General features: G+C 48.6%; 18 protein-coding genes. 13 read left to right on the top strand and 5 right to left on the bottom strand.

Going from position 1 to position 19,805, the window contains the following annotated elements; translation table 11 throughout:
• Positions 1–2: 2 nt before the first annotated feature.
• Positions 3–1,988: an excinuclease ABC subunit UvrB gene (uvrB, locus tag QRX25_RS17020; RefSeq protein ID WP_212099462.1), complete on the top strand. Its 1,986-nt coding sequence runs from the start codon at positions 3–5 to the stop codon at positions 1,986–1,988.
• 7 nt (positions 1,989–1,995) lie between these two features.
• Positions 1,996–4,869 (top strand): excinuclease ABC subunit UvrA, encoded by a 2,874-nt coding sequence (gene uvrA, locus QRX25_RS17015; protein ID WP_013353756.1) that lies wholly within the window; start codon positions 1,996–1,998, stop codon positions 4,867–4,869.
• Between the two features lie 47 nt (positions 4,870–4,916).
• Here uvrA and QRX25_RS17010 read toward each other — a convergent pair whose 3' ends face one another.
• Positions 4,917–5,156: a hypothetical protein gene (locus QRX25_RS17010; RefSeq protein WP_014471080.1), complete on the bottom strand. Its 240-nt coding sequence runs from the start codon at positions 5,154–5,156 to the stop codon at positions 4,917–4,919.
• Positions 5,157–5,353: 197 nt separating this feature from the next.
• Between QRX25_RS17010 and QRX25_RS17005 the strand changes: the two genes are divergently transcribed.
• The 7 genes from QRX25_RS17005 to QRX25_RS16975 all read left to right on the top strand — a co-directional run bounded on the left by QRX25_RS17005 (position 5,354) and on the right by QRX25_RS16975 (position 13,174).
• Positions 5,354–5,680 (top strand): magnetosome magnetite crystal formation protein family, encoded by a 327-nt coding sequence (locus tag QRX25_RS17005; RefSeq protein WP_025649342.1) that lies wholly within the window; start codon positions 5,354–5,356, stop codon positions 5,678–5,680.
• 24 nt (positions 5,681–5,704) lie between these two features.
• Positions 5,705–6,802: a DUF4097 family beta strand repeat-containing protein gene (locus QRX25_RS17000; protein WP_013353753.1), complete on the top strand. Its 1,098-nt coding sequence runs from the start codon at positions 5,705–5,707 to the stop codon at positions 6,800–6,802.
• A 5-nt stretch (positions 6,803–6,807) separates the two neighbouring features.
• A complete protein-coding gene (locus QRX25_RS16995) occupies positions 6,808–7,002 on the top strand; it encodes a PspC domain-containing protein (protein ID WP_003151448.1) in 195 nt (64 codons plus the stop codon).
• Positions 7,003–7,362, top strand: coding sequence for a phage holin family protein (locus tag QRX25_RS16990; RefSeq protein WP_013353752.1), 360 nt, complete (start codon positions 7,003–7,005; stop codon positions 7,360–7,362).
• 91 nt (positions 7,363–7,453) lie between these two features.
• Positions 7,454–11,323 carry a metallophosphoesterase gene (locus tag QRX25_RS16985; RefSeq protein ID WP_212099460.1) on the top strand — a complete coding sequence of 1,290 codons (3,870 nt, stop codon included), beginning with the start codon at positions 7,454–7,456 and terminating at the stop codon, positions 11,321–11,323.
• A gap of 166 nt (positions 11,324–11,489) precedes the next feature.
• Positions 11,490–12,065, top strand: a complete 576-nt coding sequence (locus tag QRX25_RS16980) for a TetR/AcrR family transcriptional regulator (RefSeq protein WP_065982433.1) — start codon at positions 11,490–11,492, stop codon at positions 12,063–12,065.
• Positions 12,066–12,190: 125 nt separating this feature from the next.
• Positions 12,191–13,174 carry a quercetin 2,3-dioxygenase gene (locus QRX25_RS16975; protein WP_238156940.1) on the top strand — a complete coding sequence of 328 codons (984 nt, stop codon included), beginning with the start codon at positions 12,191–12,193 and terminating at the stop codon, positions 13,172–13,174.
• A gap of 42 nt (positions 13,175–13,216) precedes the next feature.
• On the opposite strand, the gene QRX25_RS16970 is transcribed toward QRX25_RS16975, so the two are convergent.
• Genes QRX25_RS16970 through nagA form a run of 3 tightly spaced genes read right to left on the bottom strand, consistent with a single transcriptional unit; the run spans position 13,217 to position 15,874 of the window.
• Positions 13,217–13,948: a GntR family transcriptional regulator gene (locus QRX25_RS16970; RefSeq protein ID WP_065982431.1), complete on the bottom strand. Its 732-nt coding sequence runs from the start codon at positions 13,946–13,948 to the stop codon at positions 13,217–13,219.
• A gap of 13 nt (positions 13,949–13,961) precedes the next feature.
• Positions 13,962–14,687, bottom strand: coding sequence for a glucosamine-6-phosphate deaminase (gene nagB / locus QRX25_RS16965; protein WP_013353748.1), 726 nt, complete (start codon positions 14,685–14,687; stop codon positions 13,962–13,964).
• Entirely contained in the window at positions 14,684–15,874 is a 1,191-nt protein-coding gene (nagA, locus tag QRX25_RS16960) for an N-acetylglucosamine-6-phosphate deacetylase (protein ID WP_115996814.1), read from the bottom strand. The genes nagB and nagA overlap by 4 nt, the downstream gene beginning before the upstream one ends.
• Positions 15,875–16,043: 169 nt before the next feature.
• On the opposite strand from nagA, the gene hprK reads away from it, so the two are divergent.
• From hprK to QRX25_RS16940, 4 genes are read left to right on the top strand one after another with little or no spacing between them, the layout of a single operon-like run.
• Positions 16,044–16,976 carry an HPr(Ser) kinase/phosphatase gene (hprK, locus tag QRX25_RS16955; RefSeq protein WP_065982429.1) on the top strand — a complete coding sequence of 311 codons (933 nt, stop codon included), beginning with the start codon at positions 16,044–16,046 and terminating at the stop codon, positions 16,974–16,976.
• Between the two features lie 14 nt (positions 16,977–16,990).
• Positions 16,991–17,806 carry a prolipoprotein diacylglyceryl transferase gene (lgt, locus tag QRX25_RS16950; RefSeq protein ID WP_212099457.1) on the top strand — a complete coding sequence of 272 codons (816 nt, stop codon included), beginning with the start codon at positions 16,991–16,993 and terminating at the stop codon, positions 17,804–17,806.
• A gap of 25 nt (positions 17,807–17,831) precedes the next feature.
• Complete coding sequence (gene ppaX / locus QRX25_RS16945) at positions 17,832–18,482, top strand: pyrophosphatase PpaX (RefSeq protein ID WP_212099454.1); 651 nt, start codon at positions 17,832–17,834, stop codon at positions 18,480–18,482.
• A gap of 3 nt (positions 18,483–18,485) precedes the next feature.
• On the top strand, positions 18,486–19,004 hold the full coding sequence (locus QRX25_RS16940) for an acyltransferase (protein ID WP_065982426.1): 519 nt from the start codon (positions 18,486–18,488) through the stop codon (positions 19,002–19,004).
• Positions 19,005–19,020: 16 nt separating this feature from the next.
• On the opposite strand, the gene QRX25_RS16935 is transcribed toward QRX25_RS16940, so the two are convergent.
• Complete coding sequence (locus QRX25_RS16935) at positions 19,021–19,746, bottom strand: C39 family peptidase (RefSeq protein ID WP_007614029.1); 726 nt, start codon at positions 19,744–19,746, stop codon at positions 19,021–19,023.
• Positions 19,747–19,805 lie beyond the last annotated feature (59 nt).

The following is a 19,805-nucleotide window of genomic DNA, read 5'->3' as shown; positions in this document are numbered from 1 at the left end:
TTGTGAAAGATCGTTTTGAGTTAGTCTCGAAATATCAGCCCCAGGGAGATCAGCCGCAAGCGATTGAGAAGCTTGTCAAAGGCATACAGGAAGGCAGAAAACACCAGACTCTCCTGGGAGCGACAGGGACGGGCAAAACCTTTACCGTGTCCAATTTGATTAAAGAAGTCAACAAGCCGACACTGGTCATTGCCCATAACAAAACCCTTGCCGGACAGCTGTACAGCGAGTTTAAGGAGTTTTTTCCGAACAACGCTGTCGAATACTTTGTCAGCTACTACGATTACTATCAGCCGGAGGCGTATGTGCCTCAGACGGATACATTTATAGAGAAAGACGCAAGCATTAACGATGAAATTGATAAACTGAGACACTCCGCGACATCCTCACTGTTTGAACGAAGAGATGTCATTATTATCGCGAGTGTATCATGCATATACGGTCTCGGTTCGCCTGAAGAATACCGGGAAATGGTCGTGTCGCTCAGACCGGAAATGGAGATTGAGCGAAATGAGCTGCTGAGAAAGCTTGTGGATATCCAGTATGCCCGCAATGATATCGACTTTCAGCGGGGGACGTTCCGCGTGCGCGGAGACGTTGTGGAAATCTTCCCGGCTTCCCGTGACGAACATTGTATCAGAGTGGAATTTTTCGGTGATGAAATTGAGCGGATCAGAGAGGTTGACGCTTTGACCGGAGAAATTCTCGGCGACCGCGATCATGTCGCGATTTTCCCGGCTTCCCACTTCGTCACACGGGCAGAAAAGATGGAAAAAGCGATTCTGAATATTGAACAGGAGCTTGAGGAGCGCTTAAAAGTCATGCGCGAAAACGGCAAGCTTCTGGAAGCCCAGCGTCTTGAGCAGCGCACGAGATATGATCTTGAAATGATGCGGGAAATGGGTTTCTGCTCGGGGATCGAGAACTATTCAAGACACTTGACGCTCCGTCCTCCGGGCTCCACGCCGTATACGCTGCTTGATTATTTTCCGGACGATTTTATGATTGTCGTTGATGAATCACACGTGACGATTCCGCAGGTGCGCGGCATGTTCAACGGTGACCAGGCAAGAAAACAGGTGCTTGTCGATCACGGGTTCCGCCTGCCGTCAGCGCTTGACAACCGTCCGCTCCGATTTGAGGAATTTGAAAAGCACATGCACAATATCGTGTACGTGTCGGCTACCCCGGGGCCGTATGAAATTGAGCATACGCCGGAAATGATCGAGCAGATCATCAGGCCGACGGGACTTCTCGACCCTCTCATTGATGTCCGTCCGATCGAAGGGCAGATTGATGATCTGATCGGTGAGATTCAGGCGAGGGTTGAACGGAATGAACGCGTGCTCGTGACGACTTTAACGAAAAAAATGTCAGAGGACCTGACCGATTATCTGAAGGAAATCGGCATCAAGGTCAATTATCTTCATTCCGAGATTAAGACGCTTGAACGGATTGAAATCATCCGTGACCTCCGCCTCGGGAAACATGATGTGTTAATCGGCATCAATCTGCTGAGGGAAGGGCTTGATATTCCGGAAGTGTCACTTGTCGCCATTCTGGATGCGGATAAAGAAGGCTTCCTCCGTTCCGAGCGTTCGCTGATTCAGACGATCGGACGGGCGGCCCGGAACGCAGAGGGCCGCGTCATCATGTATGCCGATAAAATCACGCGTTCGATGGAAATTGCGATTAATGAAACGAAGCGCCGGAGGGAACAGCAGGAGCGCTTTAACGAAATCCACGGCATTACGCCGCAAACGATCAATAAGGAAATCCGCGATGTGATCCGCGCGACGCAGGCCGCTGAGGATAAAGAAGAATATAAAACAAAAGCCGCGCCTAAGCTGGCGAAGATGACGAAGAAAGAACGCGAAAAAGTCGTTGAGCAAATGGAGCACGAAATGAAAGAAGCGGCCAGAGCGCTTGATTTCGAGCGGGCGGCAGAGCTTCGTGATTTACTGTTAGAGCTAAAAGCGGAAGGATGATGAACACATGGCAATTGACCGGATTGAGGTGAAAGGGGCAAGGGCGCATAATTTAAAAAACATTGATGTAACGATTCCGCGGGATCAGCTCGTCGTCGTGACGGGTCTGTCCGGATCGGGAAAATCATCCCTTGCTTTTGACACCATTTACGCGGAAGGACAGAGGCGGTATGTTGAATCGCTTTCCGCCTATGCGCGCCAATTTTTAGGGCAGATGGATAAGCCGGACGTTGATGCGATCGAAGGGCTTTCTCCGGCCATCAGCATTGACCAGAAAACGACAAGCCGCAATCCGCGGTCAACTGTCGGAACTGTAACGGAGATTTATGATTATCTCCGGCTCTTATACGCGAGAGTCGGGAAGCCGCACTGCCCGGAGCACGGCATCGAAATTACGTCTCAAACGATTGAACAGATGGTTGACCGTATTCTTGAATATCCGGAGCGGACGAAGCTTCAAGTGCTCGCGCCGATTATCTCCGGCAGAAAAGGCGCCCATGTCAAAGTGCTTGACCAAATCAGAAAGCAAGGTTACGTAAGAGTCCGGATTGACGGAGAAATGGCCGAGCTTTCCGATGAGATCGAACTTGAAAAAAATAAAAAGCATTCCATTGAAGTAGTCATTGACCGGATTGTCGTCAAGGAAGGCGTTGCCGCCCGGCTTTCCGACTCACTGGAAACCGCGCTCCGCTTAGGAGAAGGCCGAGTCATGATTGATGTCATCGGCCAGGAAGAGCTGATGTTCAGCGAGCATCACGCCTGTCCGATGTGCGGTTTTTCAATCGGTGAGCTTGAGCCCCGGCTGTTTTCGTTTAACAGCCCGTTCGGCGCCTGTCCGACATGCGACGGTCTTGGCTTGAAGCTGGAAGTGGATCCTGAACTCGTCATTCCAAATCCTGAGCTGTCATTAAAGGAACACGCCATAGCCCCGTGGACGCCGATCAGTTCACAATATTATCCGCAGCTGCTTCAGGCGGTCTGCACACATTACGGCATTGATATGGAGACTCCGGTCAAAGACCTGCCGAATCATCAGCTTGATAAAGTGCTTTACGGCAGCGGCAATGAACGGATCTACTTTAAATACGAGAATGATTTCGGGCAAGTGCGGGAAAATGAAATTGAGTTTGAAGGTGTGCTGCGCAATATTGAGAGACGGTATAAAGAGACAAGCTCCGATTATATCCGTGAACAGATGGAGCAGTACATGTCACAGAAGCCGTGCCCGACGTGCAAAGGCTACCGGCTGAAGAAAGAAGCGCTGGCCGTTTTGGTCAACGGACGCCACATCGGAACCATTACCGAGCTTTCCGTCGGCGATGCGCTGGAATTTTTCAAAAACCTGACGCTGTCTGAGAAAGATATGCAGATTGCCGATTTAATTTTAAGAGAAATTGTGGAGCGGCTCAGTTTCTTAGATAAAGTCGGTCTTGATTATCTGACGCTTAGCCGGGCGGCGGGGACGCTGTCAGGCGGAGAAGCCCAGCGTATCAGGCTTGCGACGCAGATCGGCTCCCGTTTGTCAGGCGTCCTGTACATTCTGGATGAGCCGTCCATCGGCCTTCACCAGCGTGACAATGACCGTCTGATCAGCGCGCTGAAAAACATGAGAGATCTCGGCAACACACTGATCGTCGTTGAGCATGATGAAGATACGATGATGGCTGCCGATTATTTGATAGACATCGGTCCCGGAGCCGGCATTCACGGCGGCCGTGTCATATCCGCGGGCACGCCTGAAGAAGTGATGAATGATGCGGACTCTCTGACCGGACGTTATTTATCAGGGGCTCAATTCATCCCGATGCCTCCGGAGAGAAGAAAACCTGACGGCCGATTCATTGAAATCAAAGGCGCTTCAGAAAACAACTTGAAAAAAGCGAACGCCAAATTCCCGCTCGGCACTTTTACGGCGGTGACAGGTGTGTCCGGTTCCGGAAAAAGCACGCTTGTGAATGAAATTCTGCATAAGGCGCTTGCGCAAAAACTTCATAAAGCCAAAGCGAAACCGGGAAGCCATAAAGAGATCAAAGGCCTCGATCATCTTGATAAGGTGATCGACATCGATCAGGCGCCGATCGGCCGGACACCGAGATCAAATCCGGCAACTTACACGGGAGTATTTGATGATATCCGCGATGTGTTCGCGCAGACAAATGAAGCGAAGGTGCGAGGCTACAAAAAAGGCCGATTCAGCTTTAATGTAAAAGGCGGGCGCTGTGAAGCCTGCCGCGGTGACGGCATTATCAAAATTGAGATGCATTTCCTTCCCGACGTGTACGTCCCGTGCGAAGTGTGCCACGGCAAACGTTACAACCGGGAGACGCTTGAGGTCACATACAAAGGAAAAAGCATTTCTGACGTTCTGGATATGACGGTGGAAGATGCTCTGTCTTTCTTTGAAAATATCCCGAAAATCAAACGCAAGCTTCAAACACTTGCCGATGTCGGACTCGGGTATGTGACGCTCGGCCAGCCGGCGACGACGCTGTCAGGCGGAGAAGCGCAGCGCGTGAAGCTTGCTTCCGAACTGCATAAGCGCTCCACCGGACGGACGCTGTATATTTTGGATGAACCGACGACAGGCCTTCACGTCGATGATATCGCACGGCTTTTGGTCGTGCTTCAAAGACTCGTTGATAACGGAGATACCGTTTTGGTCATTGAACACAATCTCGATATCATAAAAACGGCGGACTACATCGTAGATCTGGGACCTGAAGGCGGCGCGGGCGGCGGCACGATCGTAGCCTCAGGGACACCCGAAGAAGTTGTCGAAGTGAAAGAATCATATACGGGCCGCTATCTGAAACCAGTAATGGAACGTGATAAAAAACGGATGAAAACATTGCTGGCCGAAAAAGAAACGGCAGCCACGTAATAGATCAATAAAAACAGCCCAAAACGTATCGGTTTTGGGCTGTTTTGTTACAGGCTTTTTTTCTGTCGGGGAAGCTGTTTGCTTAAATGCATTAAGTCCTGCAGAATATGGGTGCTGCTGCTGTCCAGCAGCACTTTTATATATTGAATATCATGGGAAATGGGAAGTGGGGCTGCCTTGATCTGTTCCAATTCAGCCAGCATTTCACTGTTCATTCTTTTCTGTTCGCGAATTAATTTTCGCAGACTTTCTTCCGTCACTTGGTCGTTTCCGGGATCTTTCTCCATTGTATGTCCTCCTTGCATACGGTCAGGCTTTGTTACATATTGTAATGGGTTCGGGGAAAAGATTCTATAGTGAGATCCCGGAAATCCAAAATTATGTATAACGAATCATGTCCTTAGCATGAAAATGAAACCCGCCCATTTGTCATACGTATGTATAAGGAAGGGTTTTTTACATGACAGCACAGGGAGTGTTTTTATTGAATCGAAACCAAGCGATTATCGCATCAATCTGTTATTTCAGTGTATTTCTCGCGCCGCTCATTCTTCCGATTGTGGCTTACTTTGTCGTCGATGAAAAAGAGACGAAGCGGCATGCCATGCGCGCCCTGATTTCTCACATCATTCCGTTTGCGGGATTGTTGATTGTGATCGCCGGCGTTGTCGGCGGAGTGATTACGGCTCAGGGGGAGAGTATGGTTCCGTTTTTTGTTATGATAACAGGAGCTGCTGTTTATTTTCTGATCCTCATCGCAATGGTCATTTGGAATATCGTGCAGGGAATTAAGGTATTACGCCAGGTGTAAGAAAAGTCGGGGGAGGAGTTTTGTATGAAGCAGGAAAAAGAACGGATTTTAAAGCTTGTGGAAGAAGGCAGGCTGACGGCGCAGGAAGCCCTGACGCTCATTGAAAAACTGGATCATGAATATAAAGAAAAAGAAGAACAGATCACCGCATTATCAACAGAAGTCCAGGAACCCGCGGAAGATTTCGAAAGCGGGACAAAAGGAAGCCAAAAACCGTCGATCGGGGCTAAGCTGTTCGATTGGATTGATTCGGCCGTCAAAAAAGTGAAGGAAGCGGATCTCGATCTGAATTTCGGCCATGCACACGAAGTCCAGCATATTTTTCAATTTAAAGACAGTGAATTCTCGGCCATTGATATGCAGATCGCAAACGGCAGCGTCAATATCGTGCCGTGGGCGGATGAAGATATCAGAGCCGAATGCCAGGCGAAAGTGTACCGGGCGGACAGTCAGGAGGCGGCACGCACCGCATTTCTTCAGCACATTGAATGTGAAGTGAAGGGCAATAAGTTTTTTGTCCGCACGGAAAAGAAAACGATGAAAACCAATGTGACGCTTTATGTTCCTCAGAAAGAGTACGATAAGATAAGAGTGAAGCTGTTTAACGGACCGATCAGAGGGGAACATTTACATGTAAAAGAATTCTCAGCGAAAACGACAAACGGCGTTCTGTCATTCTCTCATTTGACGGCTGAGAAAGCGTCAGCGGAAACGGCTAACGGACAAATCAAGCTGGCCGGACACCAATGCGGCACGATTGAAGCGGAAACGATTAACGGCTTGATTGATTTGCGCGGATCGAGTGAATCCATTGACGTCCAAAGCTTTAACGGCAATATCATGCTTACCGTGACTGCGCCGCATTGCCGCTCCATCTACACGAAAACGACTACCGGAAACGTGGAAATCGCCCTGCCTGATGACGCGGCGGTGAAAGCGGAGCTGAAAAGCAATCTCGGCTCTCTCAGCCATGAGCTGATTGATGCGGAGATTTTAAAGGAAAAGAATGATACCATTCAAAAAGAACTGATGCTGGCATCAAATCAGGGCCATGATCAGCATCTCTCGATTTTCTCAGAATCGTTAACAGGGGCCATTAAGCTCAAGCATACTCAGAGGTGATTTGGATGAAAAGACTTTACCGTTCAGAAAAAAACCGTAAAATCGCCGGTGTCGTCGGCGGTTTGGCGGAGTACATCAATATGGATGCGTCGCTTTTGCGCATCATAACCGTTGTATTAGCGCTTGTCACGAGCGGAATCGTGCCGATTGTATATATTATCTGGTGTTTTGTTGTACCTTTAGAAGGAGATTTGAAATAAATGATCAAATGGGCAGTCAGCATTTTAGTAAATGCTTTATTATTAATCGTTATTGCGGGATATTTTGATTCCGTTCATATCAGCAGTATCGGAGCGGCTGTTATCGCAAGTGTGATTCTTTCTGTGTTAAATGTGCTGATCAAGCCGATCATCATTATATTGACATTGCCCGTCACGGTCGTAACCCTCGGCCTCTTTCTGTTTGTCATCAACGCCATCACGCTGATGATGACCGCTGCCTTGATGGGAGACAGCTTTCAGATTGACGGGTTCGGCACCGCCATTTGGGCATCCGTCGTGCTGTCCGTTTTCCACTTGCTGATTCAAAAAGGCATATTGGAGCCGCTTAGAAAAAGATAAAAAAAGCTGTCCCCAAGGGGGGCAGCTTTTTTATGTGCGGTACATAAGCGGCCGCCTCCTGACGCAACATAATGCATAGGGAGGTAATGAGATGAAACTTGTGATGACGCTCTTTTTTCTGATTGGTTTGCTTTGTGTGAGTCCTTCTGCGGATGCGGCGCGCAAAGAATCAGCAATCCCCGTGAATCAGCAGGAATTCGGACAGCCGCCTCATTACATACCGCTTCTGGAGAATCCTCCCCAAATAGAAGTAAAGGCGGAAATGAAAAGAAACCTGTTTATACAGGCTCATGTACAGAATCCCGACTATCAAGCATTTTCGGCGTTTCTTTTTTATAAACAAAGCAATGAGCTGGGATTTAAGATGGTGCCGATGGAGCCCGCGCCAGGCTCAATCCGGCTGTTTACGGCACAGGTTTCAAAACGGGATATCTGGAATGGAGAATTGGAATATTACCTCGTTTTCACCAATGGCAGACAGAGGGCGGAATCGGAGAAAAAGCGGCTGAAGCTTGACGGCTATCAAGCCGATTTGAATCATATTCCCGAGCTGATGATTACGGAACTTGCCGTTGATACGAAAAATGAAGACGGCGCTGATGCCTATGAATTTATCGAGGTGTATAACACGACGGACAGACCCATCCATTTTAAGGATTATCACATCCGCTACCGCTATCCGAAGGAAGGGCCGGAGTCAGATATGATATGGAGGCCGAAAGAAGATACGGTCATTCCGTCAGGCGGCTCTTACGTGTTTTGGCTGAGACGCGCCGCATCAGAACTGACGATAGATGATTTCAACCGCTACTACGGAACACAGCTGAAGGAGGGAAAACATCTCGCCGTCATCGAAGGGACGGACGGAATGTCCAACGACCGACCGCGGACGGTGGTGCTGTCGGCAAATACCGGAAAAACCATCGCCTCAGCACATTATCGAAAACACGCATTCCGCCGGCTGACTTCTTTGCTTTATAAATATCCGCTGAACGGAACGGGAGAATTGCTGAAGATTTCCACGAGCGAACATAAGCCGTCACCGGGATTCGTTTTTCAGGCACAGATCCCGCAGCAGAAAAGGGTGATCAAACCTGACAAGGAAAAACCGGTCATTGAAGACCTTACGGACCGAAAGCCGGTCCGGCCCGCTGAAAGCATCGAATTAAAGGCTGACATACGGGACAAAAACCTTGTCAAAACAGTCGCGTTTTATTACAGAACCAATGAGAAAAAACCATTCAAACGAATTCTGGTAGAAAAAGACCGCAACGACAGCTTATATCGTCACATTCTTTATTCTCCGGAACTGCTCGGCCAGGATCAGCTTGAGTATTACATCGCAGCCGGTGACGGAGAAAATGAAGCAAAAACGCCCGTCAAGATGATTGACATTGAACAGACGAGCAAATCACACGGACTCAGGATGAACATTGAACCCGAAGATACGATATCCGGCACCTATCTGCTCAAAGCGACATCCGACGTCAGCGCTGATAAGATCAAGCTGTGGATTGACGGCAAGCTGCAGGAGACCCGGCCGGCGCTGGAAAAAGAAGTTTACTTCGCTTTCGATGCCCGGAAAACGAATCTTTATTTCCAAAATACCGTCATGATGGAAAACGAGGTGCTGCACATTTTTGACGATCCGGCACACCGCTACAGAACGTACTCGGTTCTGCTGCCGGAACGTCTGCTGCAAAAAGGGGGCAAAACACAGAAAGTCTCCATCCGTTCGGGTTCAAAGGTTTCTCCGTATGACACGGGGGAGAATCGGGATGATTTTATCGTGAAAAATGCCCGCCTGGTGCTTTCAGACGGAACGGTGATCAAAAACGGGGAGCGGGATCCGGCTGAGCAGCTGTTTATCGGTGACGGCAAGCGGGCGAATCAGCGCATGACCTTCTCATTCAGCCTGCCGGATCATTTGTTTACGTCGCGGCTTCTGCCATGGAATACGGCGAAGCTTTCTGAAGGACATCACCACATTTTTGTAAGTGACGGTGAAGAGCAGCTCAGTCAGTCTGTGCTGGTGGACAATACCGGGCCGAAGATTGTTCCGGGAATCAAAGAAGGCTCGACACTGAAAGGTAACTTTGAGCTGAAAGCGGACATCCGTGATAAATGGAGCAAAGTAGAAGAAGTCAAAGCGTTTTTGGACGGAGAAAGCATCACGCTCCCGCATCATACGTCATCAGCCGATCTTAAGCCCGGAAAGCACACCCTTACCATCACTGCGGCAGACCTTGCGGGAAATGAAACAACATCCGTCCGCACCTTCCACATCAAACGGGAGGAGCCGAATCAGCCGGAGTTTACCGGCCAAAAAACCGGCGCCCATAAAGCGAAGCTGTCCGTCCGGGTAAAAGATCCGACGAAGGATGAAATGAATTTATCATTTTACCGTGGCTTCCGTTATACCGCGCGGAATCCGGGCAGCGTGAAAGTGTATCAGCATGCCTCATTGACAGAACCGCCGAGAGGCATTAAAGAAAATGAAATGCCGTTTACACTGCCGGAAATGAACCGCATCTCGGCAAATGACGGAAAAACCGTCTCGACGGAAAGCATGGAGCGTTTCCCTTATCACCGGTTTGAAGTGTCTGTTGACCCGTCTATTGACGAAACGGATCTGGCCGAGGCGGTCTGGAAAGGAAGCTCTCTGCCCGGCCGGAAGGTAACCATGTATATTTGGAATTACCGGACAAGCCGCTGGCAGGAGGCGGACAGCGTCCTTGCCAAAAATAAAAAGCCGTTTACGTTAAAAGCCGCCGTGTCCGCAGCCGATGCGGTGAAGAACTCAAAAATGAATGTCATCGTGCAGGATCAAATACCGGCGAAGGGCAACTACTCATTTGTCTGGATGTCGGATACACAGTATTACGCACAAGGGCACCCGAACATTTTTGATAAAATGACGGAATGGATCAAAGAAAATAAGGAAAAACACAATATTAAATATGTCTTTCATACCGGTGATATTGTCGATGATTCAATGGTTATGAAACAGTGGAAAAACGCCGATCACTCCATGCGGACACTCGACAAGGCGGGGATTCCGTACGGAGTGCTTGCCGGAAATCATGACGTCGGCCATAAAGACGGCACATACAGGACCTTCGGGGATTTCTTCGGGAGCCGCCGTTTTGAAAAGAAAATGCATTATGGCGGATCATACAAAAATAACCGCGGGCATTATGATCTGCTGTCGGCAAGCGGGAACGATTTTATTATGATTTATATGGGCTGGGGAATTACGGATCAAGAGATTGACTGGATCAATCAAGTGCTAAAGCGGTATCCGGACCGAACCGCCATATTATGCTTTCATGAGTATTTGCTTGTAAGCGGAAACCGAAGCCCGATCGGGGAGACGATCTATCAAAAAGTCGTCAAGCCGAATCGCAATGTGGCGATGGTATTAAGCGGCCATTACCATAATGCCATGAAAAAAACCGATGCCCTTGACGATGATGGAGACGGAAAACCGGACCGCCTCGTTCATCAAATTCTGACCGATTATCAGGATGGCCCTGAAGGGGGGCAAGGCTATATGCGCATTATGCAATTCGATCAGGCCGCCAATCAGGTTCACATGTTCTCCTACTCGCCGTATACGGACGACATCAATTACTATGACACCGATCTGTTCGCTGATAAAGACGAATTCTCAGCCGAAATGGATTTACAGCCGAAAATGAAAAAAGTAGCGACCGATTATTTTGAATGCAACGTCTATACGAATGAACTGCTCGGTCATAAAAAACACGTAAAAAGCGGAAAAACCGCGCATTGGGTCTGGGACGGCCTGCAGCCAGATTCCGTTTATTACTGGTACACCGTTGTCAAGGATCCGTACAACGGAAAAACAATATCGCCGATCTGGATGTTCAAAACAGGAAAAACGCCGTATCACCCGGCTCCGGATCAATTTGATTTTAAGCATGCTTCCAACCCATAATGCGAATACCGCCTGCTGATTGCCCAGAACAAAATCTGACGGTCAGCAGGATTTTTTCTGTAACGCGAATGGCGGCGCACAACTGTGATAAGTGTTTTTGACTTTTTTATGTCCCTTTTCTATACTTAAAACCGATTGGTTTTCTTAATATGCAGGAGGAAACATAATGAACAGTAAAACCGGGACAAAAGAAAGAATTATTCAAGCCTCTGCATACCTTTTTCAGATTCAGGGATACCATGCGACAGGTTTGAATCAAATCATAAAAGAGAGCGGAGCGCCCAGAGGGTCCGTATATCATCACTTTCCGAACGGAAAAGAAGAACTTGCTATTGAAGCGATCAAACATACGGGAAGATGCGTTAAAAAACAAATACAGAATAGTATGACTCAATTCGCGGATCCTGTCGAAGCCATTCAGCACTTTATTCATAGAACGGCTGAACAGTTTAATAATCCGCAGAGTATTGAGGGAGTGCCGGTTGGTTTGTTAGCGAGTGAGACAGCTCTGATAAATGAAACGTTAAGATGCACTTGTGTTGAGGTGTTTAAACAGTGGACGGATGTGTTTGTGGAAAAATTTCTTCAGCACGGATTTGAGCGAGAGGAAGCGGAGAAGCTTGGAATGACAATCAACTCGATGATTGAAGGCGGGATTATGTTTTCACTGGCTCATAAAAACAAAGAACCGCTGCTGCTGATTTCAAAGCAGGTTCCATATCTTGTCCGAAACAGAGGGTAGCATTTTGTTACTCTTTTCTTTATAATGACAACATGTAGACCGGTCGGTACAGTAAGATGTACGTTGGTTTACAAAGAGGAGGAAACACATTGGCACTATTAATCAACTCATTACCGCAAGAAAAAATGCCTTATTTATTGCGCAATGGGGAAGGACCCCGCTATTTGTTCGGGAGGCAAGCGGCGACCATTCTGGCAAATAAAAAAAGCACGGGTGACATGTTTGAAATCGTCCTGCTTTCCGGGGGAAAAGGCGATTCTTTCCCGCTTCATCTTCACAAAAAAACACATGAAGGCATCTTGGTTTTAAACGGAAAAGCAGAACTGACCCTCAATGGCGAGAAGCACCTTCTTACAGAAGGCGACTACGCCCAGATTCCGGCGGGCACAGTTCACGGCTATACAATGAGAAGCCATCGCACCCGTTTCGTTTCTTATACGATGAACGGAAACATGGCAGACTTTTATGCTGAAATCGGAACACCCTACAGTCATGCGGAACATCCTCCGTATGGTGAGGAAGTGTCTGATGACGTCTTTTTACAAGCCGCTTCTGGGTCTGACATAGAATTTGTATCAAATGAAGATGTCTTGGAAACCGAGGCGAAGCTTGTCACGAATGCAAAGCGTCCTGATGAAGTGGTTCCGTACGTACTTGAATCCGGGGAAGGGGACCGTCTGTTAACAGGAGACCAGCTTCACCGGATTGTTGCCGCTCAGAGCAATACTGACGGGCAATATATCGTGGTTTCTTCCGAAGGTCCGAAAGGCGATCGGATTGTTGAACATTATCACGAACATCATACAGAAACGTTTTACTGTCTGGAAGGCCAGATGACGATGTGGGCAAATGGTGAAGAAATACAGCTGAATCCCGGAGATTTCCTTCATGTTCCGGCTCATACCGTTCACTCTTACCGTTTGGATTCTCCGTATACGAAAATGGTCGGACTGCTTGTTTCCGGTTTATTTGAACCTTTCTTCCGGACTTTGGGGAGTCCGTATGATTATCATATTTTTCCGGCTGAACCCCAGCCCCTTCGTTTTGACAGAGTCATAGAGAATATCGGTCGGCTTGATTTGAAAATGGCAGATCAAAAAAATATGTAACTCCATAAAAAACATCTCCAACCCGAATCGGTTGGAGATGTTTCATTTCACCCTGTCCATATAATGCACAAATGTGTAGCGGTCGCCTCTGTATGCGGATTTGACATGCTCAAAGGCAGTGCCGTCCTGCAGATAAGTGGTCCGCTTTATATAGAGGACGGGCGCGCCGGGCTGGATGCCGAGCAGTTCCGCTTCTTCTTCAGAAGCTGCACCCGGTTCAAGCTCTTGTTTGGCGCGTGAGATCGGCATCTGATTGTACGCTTCGATATGCTCATACATGGATGAGCGAAAATGGGAGGCGTCCAGTTTTCCTGCTTTGTCAAACGGGATGTACGAGGCTTCAATTGCCATCGGGATATCATTCGCCAGCCGGACGCGGATGATTTTATGAAGCGTTGCCTGATAGCCGCATCCTAAAATAGAAGACAATTCTTCAGTCGCCTGAATCAGCTGGTATTCGGCAAGTCTGCTCCCCGGCTTCATACCCCGGCTTCTCATATCTTCCGTAAAGCTTGTCAGCCCTTGGAGCGGCTGTTCCATCTTCAGTTTGCTGACGAACGTTCCCCGGCCTTTCTGCCTGTATAAAAACCCTTCATTCACCAAATTGGAAAGGGCCTGGCGCACCGTCATTCGGCTGATGCCGAATTGTTCGGCGTATTCCCGCTCCGACGGAAGCAGCGCATCCGCTTTCAGCTCGCCGTTTTTGATTTGTGTTTTCAACTGTTCCATAATCTGAAAATAAATCGGAACCGGAGATTGTTTATCAATCTGCATAGGTCAAATCCTTTCAATCGCCGCCCGCAGCCTCTTCATCAATCAAGACCGTCACATCCGGGTGTGCGTGCAGGGCGGAGGCGGGGAATGCTTCGCTGACGCGTCCGTCCAGAAGCTGTTTCACCGCTTGGGCCTTGCTTTTTCCGGATGCCATGATCAAAATCCGTTTGCCGGACAAGATAGTCCCGATCCCCATTGTCACGGCTTTTTCAGGGACTTGATCGATTGACGGAAAGTACCGCGCATTCGCCTGTCTTGTCTCTTCATTCAGCTCAACGACATGGGTTCTGGATTCAAATGGCGTCCCGGGCTCATTAAAGCCGATATGGCCGTTGTGTCCGATGCCTAAAAGCTGAATATCCGCTCCGCCGAGTGTTTGAATTAATCGGTCATAGCGTTCGCATTCAGCATCAAGATCGTCTGCCCGTCCGTCAGGGAGAAAGTGGCGGTCCTTTCGGCTGTCGATATGTGCAAAAAAATGTGTATTCATATAATAATGATAGCTGTTTTTGTCCTCGGGAGAAAGTCCGGCGTATTCATCAAGATTGATCGTCGTGATATCCCGGAATGACAAGCCTTCGGAGCGGTGCCTCCGCACAAGTTCTTTGTATACGCCTTCGGGGGTGCCTCCCGTCGCAAGGCCCAGAACGGCATCCGGCTTTTGTTTGACTGTTTCAGCGATAATCGCTGCGGCTTTTTCACTTAATTCTTCATAATGTCTGCATGTGATGATGTTCATGTCCAATCAGCCTCCTTTGAGATATATGCGGTGTTTCCGCGGCAAATGGATGCCAGCACGCCGCACTGTCCGTCCGTCAGAATAACGTCGGCGTCTTTTCCTTCGGCAATACTTCCTTTGCGGTCAAATATGCCGAGGCGGCGGGCTGCATTTGCCGACGTCATATTTGCTATATCCAGCCATGAACAGTTCGTAAACCTGCGCATGAGGGCTGCGCCTTCATTCATTTTTAAAATGGAACCGGCCAGCGTCCCGTCAGGAAGAAGCGCCGTGTTCCCGCGAACGGTGACTTTTTGTCCGCCGAATTCGTACTCTCCGTCCTTAAGCCCTTTTGCCCGCATGGAGTCTGTAATCATCACCAGGTTTTGGCTTCCTTTCGCCAAAAAGGCAAGCTTTACGGCCAAAGGATGGGAATGAATACCGTCAGTGATCAGCTCCGCCGTGATGCGGCCGCAGGCGAGAGCCGTACCGATGCCCCCCGGCTCACGGTGATGAAAGGAGCTCATGGCGTTGAACAGGTGCGTCATATGTAGCGCTCCGGCATCCGCCGCTTTTTCTAAAAGATCGGCTCCCGCGTTTGTGTGTCCCATTGACGGGATGATGTTGCGGTCTTTTAAATAACGGATCAGGCTGAAATCAGGATCTTCTTCCGGCGCAAGCGTCACAATTTTGATCAGCCCTCCAGAGAGATGTTCCCATTTCTGAAAGAGCCCGGCATCGGCCGGGGTAATCCATTGTTTCGGCTGTGCTCCCGCCTTTTCCGGAGAGACGAAAGGCCCTTCTAAATGAATGCCGATCAACTCAGCTCCTTTATGCGCCTGGGGTGAAGATACCGTCCATTCTTTGGCGTTTTCGAGCGCTTTTTCAATGTTTTCGTGCTGCTGTGTAATTGTTGTCGCTAAAAAAGAGGTTGTTCCTTCTTCGGGCAGCCGGGCGGCCATTGTATCAAGCGCCGCGAAATCGGCATCCATCGTATCCGCGCCGTATCCGCCGTGAATATGGATATCAATCATTCCGGGAAGCGCATACGTGCCCTTGGGCGCCTTCCATTCCTTCTCATACGTTTCTTGCGGTCTTGTTTTACCCGCGTAAGAAATGATGCCGTCTTTTATGCCGAGAAATCCGTTTTGGATGATTTCATCTTCTGTTACGATGTCTGCACCGCTGATTAACAAGCTTTCAGCCACTTTAAAACACGCCTTTCTGGTTAGTTGTTAGTTTTATTTTACTCCTTTTTAGACTAGTTATCTAGACCAGTTATCCCGGAATTGTATAAATCTGTTTTGGTTCAGACGGTAAAGTGATAAAATATAACTGTTCAAAGCTCGGAACATCCCAGAACAGGAGGAACATATCTTGGCAAAGGTTCGGACCAAAGACGTAATGGAGCAGTTCCATTTAGAATTGATCAGCGGAGAAGAAGGAATTAACCGCCCGATTACGATGAGTGATTTATCACGGCCCGGTATTGAAATCGCCGGTTATTTTACATATTACCCGAGAGAACGGGTGCAGCTTTTAGGAAAAACGGAGCTGTCATTTTTCGATCAGCTTCCTGAAGAAGATAAAAAACAGCGGATGGAAGCGCTGTGCACCGATGTGACGCCGGCTATCATACTTTCCAGAGATATGCCGATTCCGCCGGAGCTTGTAGAAGCGTCCGAGAAAAACGGTGTGCCGGTGCTCAGATCGCCTCTGAAAACAACCAGACTGTCAAGCCGGCTGACGAATTTTCTTGAGAGCCGTCTCGCGCCCACAACCGCCATTCACGGCGTGCTTGTGGATATATACGGCGTCGGTGTGCTCATTACGGGAAAAAGCGGCGTCGGTAAAAGTGAAACAGCGCTGGAGCTCGTCAAACGCGGCCATCGCCTTGTCGCGGATGACTGCGTAGAAATCCGGCAGGAGGATCAGGACACGCTCGTCGGGAATGCGCCTGATCTGATTGAGCATCTGCTCGAAATCAGGGGGCTCGGCATTATAAATGTCATGACGCTGTTCGGAGCGGGCGCCGTCAGAAGCAACAAAAGAATCACAATCGTCATGGACCTTGAGCTTTGGGAGCAAGGGAAACAATACGACCGTCTCGGACTGGAAGAAGAAAAAATGAAAATCATTGATACGGAAATTACAAAACTGACCATTCCCGTCCGCCCGGGGCGAAATCTCGCCGTTATTATCGAAGTTGCCGCGATGAACTTCAGATTGAAGCGGATGGGCTTAAATGCTGCCGAGCAATTTACGAATAAGCTGGCGGATGTCATTGAAGACGGCGAACAAGACGAATAGGAGTTGGCAATAATATGAACGAAGCAGGAACACCAATCAATCCGATTGCCTTGCAGCTCGGGCCTTTATCCGTGCACTGGTACGGGATCATTATCGGCGCGGGTGCGTTATTAGGGCTTTGGATGGCCATGAGGGAGAGTGAAAAGCGGGGGATGGAAAAGGACATTTTTATTGATCTTGTTCTTTTCGCCATCCCGATCGCAATCATTTGCGCACGGGCATACTATGTGCTTTTCGAGTGGAGCTATTACTCGGAACACCCCGGGGAAATCATTAAAACCTGGAAAGGCGGCATCGCGATTCACGGCGGATTGATCGGCGCGATCGCAACGGGCGTTGTTTTTTCAAAAGTAAGAGGGATCTCATTCTGGAAGCTGGCGGATATTGCCGCGCCGAGTATTCTGCTCGGTCAGGCCATCGGGCGCTGGGGAAACTTTATCAACCAGGAGGCTCACGGCGAAACGGTCAGCCGGTCATTTTTAGAAAGCTTGCACCTTCCGGATTTCATCATTAATCAGATGTACATAGACGGACATTATTATCACCCGACGTTTTTGTATGAATCGCTGTGGAGTTTTGCGGGCGTCGTGATTCTGCTTCTGCTCCGCCGGGTGAACCTGCGCAGGGGCAATCTGTTTTTGACGTATGTGATCTGGTATTCAATCGGCAGATACTTTATTGAGGGAATGCGGACGGACAGCCTGATGCTTACGAGCCAGCTTCGGATCGCGCAGGTCATTTCCATTGTGCTGATTGTTCTCGCGATTATTTTAATGATTTTCAGACGCATGAAAGGGTATGCCGATAAGCGGTATGCCGACACGGACTGACGTCTGAAATCGGAAAGGACATAAGATGACTGATAAACGTGTAACCGCTATTTTATTCGATCTCGACGGCACGCTGATTGACACGAATGAACTGATTATCGCTTCTTACCTTCATACGCTTGATCATTATTGCCCGGGGCAGTTTAAAAGGGAAGATGTGCTTCCGTTTATCGGCCCGCCTCTGTATGAAACGTTTTCAGGCATTAATGCTGAAAAGTGCGATGAGATGATCAGCATGTACAGAGCATTCAACCATGAAAAGCACGATGAGCTCGTCACGGAGTATGAAACGGTTTATGAAACGCTTGAAGAATTGAAAAAAGCGGGATATCAGCTCGGTATTGTCACCACAAAGCTGAGGGATACAGTGAATATGGGATTGAAGCTGACAGGCATCGGTGCGTTTTTTGATACTGTCGTCACGCTTGATGATGTAAAGCACCCGAAGCCTGATCCTGAACCTGTGCGGCTCGCGCTCAGCCGGCTGGGGTGCGAGCCGTCGGAAGCCATGATGGTCGGTGACAATTATCACGATGTCATGGCTGGGAAAAACGCCGGCACGAAAACAGCCGGCGTCGCGTGGACGATTAAAGGCGCACAGGCGCTTTCCGCCTATGAACCCGATTATATGCTTGAGAAAATGAGTGATTTATTGCACATCACCGGAGTGAAGTAACCCGTGAGAAAAACAGACCGCCATCCGGTTTCAGGTGCAAATTCATTGTGGCATGTTTATCAGACGGTTCCCTTTCTGAAGGTGATGAAAAATTTCATCATCATTCAGATCGCAAGGTATACGCCGTTTTTAAGCGTGAAAAACTGGCTGTACCGAACCTTTTTGAAAATGAATGTCGGACAACAGACGTCATTCGCGCTGATGGTGATGCCGGATATCATGTTTCCCGAAAAAATCACTGTCGGAAAAAACAGCATCATCGGCTACAATACGACGATCTTGGCTCATGAATATTTAATACATGAGTACCGGACCGGTTTTGTCACAATCGGTGACGAGGTGATGATCGGGGCAAACACAACCATTCTGCCCGGCGTCACCATCGGGAGCGGAGCCGTTGTATCAGCCGGCACGCTGGTGCACAAAGATGTCCCGGCCGGGGCGTTTGTCGGAGGAAATCCGATGCAAGTGATCTATACGGACGAAGAAATGAAAGAACGAATGGGAAACCCCGCTGATTAACGTCAGCGGGGTTTTTTTATGACTTGATCACAATGGCCTGGCTGCCCATCTGCTTCCAGGCTTTTTCAAAGTCAGACCGGTCTGTTTTTCTGTTTTTATAGCCGTAAGGATCATTAACGTATACATAATCGTGATCATAACCGGTGACGGCTACGCTATGCATGCTGAACGTAATGTCGATCTTTCCGTTCGGCGTATTCCAAGTCTGCATATTATCAACCGGCTTAAAAGATGTGGTGGTAATCACCCAGACCGGCCGCCCTTTTTCAAGCTGCCGGTACACTGAAGAAATGTCTTTTCCCGTAAGATCGTATACTTTGTTCCCCGCATATTCTTTGGCAAGTTTATCAATCGGCTCATGATAAACGCCTAAACCGGGGCCGTTTTCCATATCTCCGGCAAATCCTTCATTCGGATCTCCTTTCAGCCCGCTGCTGTATGTGAGCGGAACTTTATTGATTTTATCCGCCAATGTATTTTTTGACACATGATATCCGGCATTGTTCAAAATCATGGCAAGGCTTGTCACCTCACAGCCATTGTAAAGTCTGGGAGAATCCATCTGTCTGTACAGAACGACATTCAGCGGTGACGCGCTCCCTTTTAACGGTGTTTTCTCATCAGGCTCGTCGGACTGCTGATTAAAAAAATTCAAATGAATATCGTTTGTATAGATGTTATACCCGAGATAGACAAGGATGGCTGTCAGAATCAGCACACATAATGTTCCAAGCGTCTTCATTATTACTCTCCCTTGTTTCTGATGAAGCTATTCTATGTATTATAGCACTTCTGCTCAAT

The sequence above is a fragment of the Bacillus sp. L381 genome (assembly GCF_030284525.1).
GTDB classification, from domain to species: Bacteria; Bacillota; Bacilli; order Bacillales; family Bacillaceae; genus Bacillus; species Bacillus amyloliquefaciens.
This window is presented reverse-complemented; position numbering and strand designations above follow the sequence as displayed.

What these genes read in the sequence shown, in the direction of transcription:
- ppaX (WP_212099454.1), top strand. Translation starts at nt 17,832, where the DNA reads ATGACTGATAAACGTGTAACCGCTATTTTATTCGATCTCGACGGCACG.
- QRX25_RS17010 (WP_014471080.1), bottom strand. Translation starts at nt 5,156, where the DNA reads ATGGAGAAAGATCCCGGAAACGACCAAGTGACGGAAGAAAGTCTGCGA.
- QRX25_RS16995 (WP_003151448.1), top strand. Translation starts at nt 6,808, where the DNA reads ATGAAAAGACTTTACCGTTCAGAAAAAAACCGTAAAATCGCCGGTGTC.
- QRX25_RS16970 (WP_065982431.1), bottom strand. Translation starts at nt 13,948, where the DNA reads ATGCAGATTGATAAACAATCTCCGGTTCCGATTTATTTTCAGATTATG.
- QRX25_RS16935 (WP_007614029.1), bottom strand. Translation starts at nt 19,746, where the DNA reads ATGAAGACGCTTGGAACATTATGTGTGCTGATTCTGACAGCCATCCTT.
- QRX25_RS16985 (WP_212099460.1), top strand. Translation starts at nt 7,454, where the DNA reads ATGAAACTTGTGATGACGCTCTTTTTTCTGATTGGTTTGCTTTGTGTG.
- uvrA (WP_013353756.1), top strand. Translation starts at nt 1,996, where the DNA reads ATGGCAATTGACCGGATTGAGGTGAAAGGGGCAAGGGCGCATAATTTA.
- QRX25_RS17000 (WP_013353753.1), top strand. Translation starts at nt 5,705, where the DNA reads ATGAAGCAGGAAAAAGAACGGATTTTAAAGCTTGTGGAAGAAGGCAGG.
- lgt (WP_212099457.1), top strand. Translation starts at nt 16,991, where the DNA reads ATGAACGAAGCAGGAACACCAATCAATCCGATTGCCTTGCAGCTCGGG.
- QRX25_RS16980 (WP_065982433.1), top strand. Translation starts at nt 11,490, where the DNA reads ATGAACAGTAAAACCGGGACAAAAGAAAGAATTATTCAAGCCTCTGCA.
- QRX25_RS16975 (WP_238156940.1), top strand. Translation starts at nt 12,191, where the DNA reads ATGCCTTATTTATTGCGCAATGGGGAAGGACCCCGCTATTTGTTCGGG.
- QRX25_RS16990 (WP_013353752.1), top strand. Translation starts at nt 7,003, where the DNA reads ATGATCAAATGGGCAGTCAGCATTTTAGTAAATGCTTTATTATTAATC.
- nagB (WP_013353748.1), bottom strand. Translation starts at nt 14,687, where the DNA reads ATGAACATCATCACATGCAGACATTATGAAGAATTAAGTGAAAAAGCC.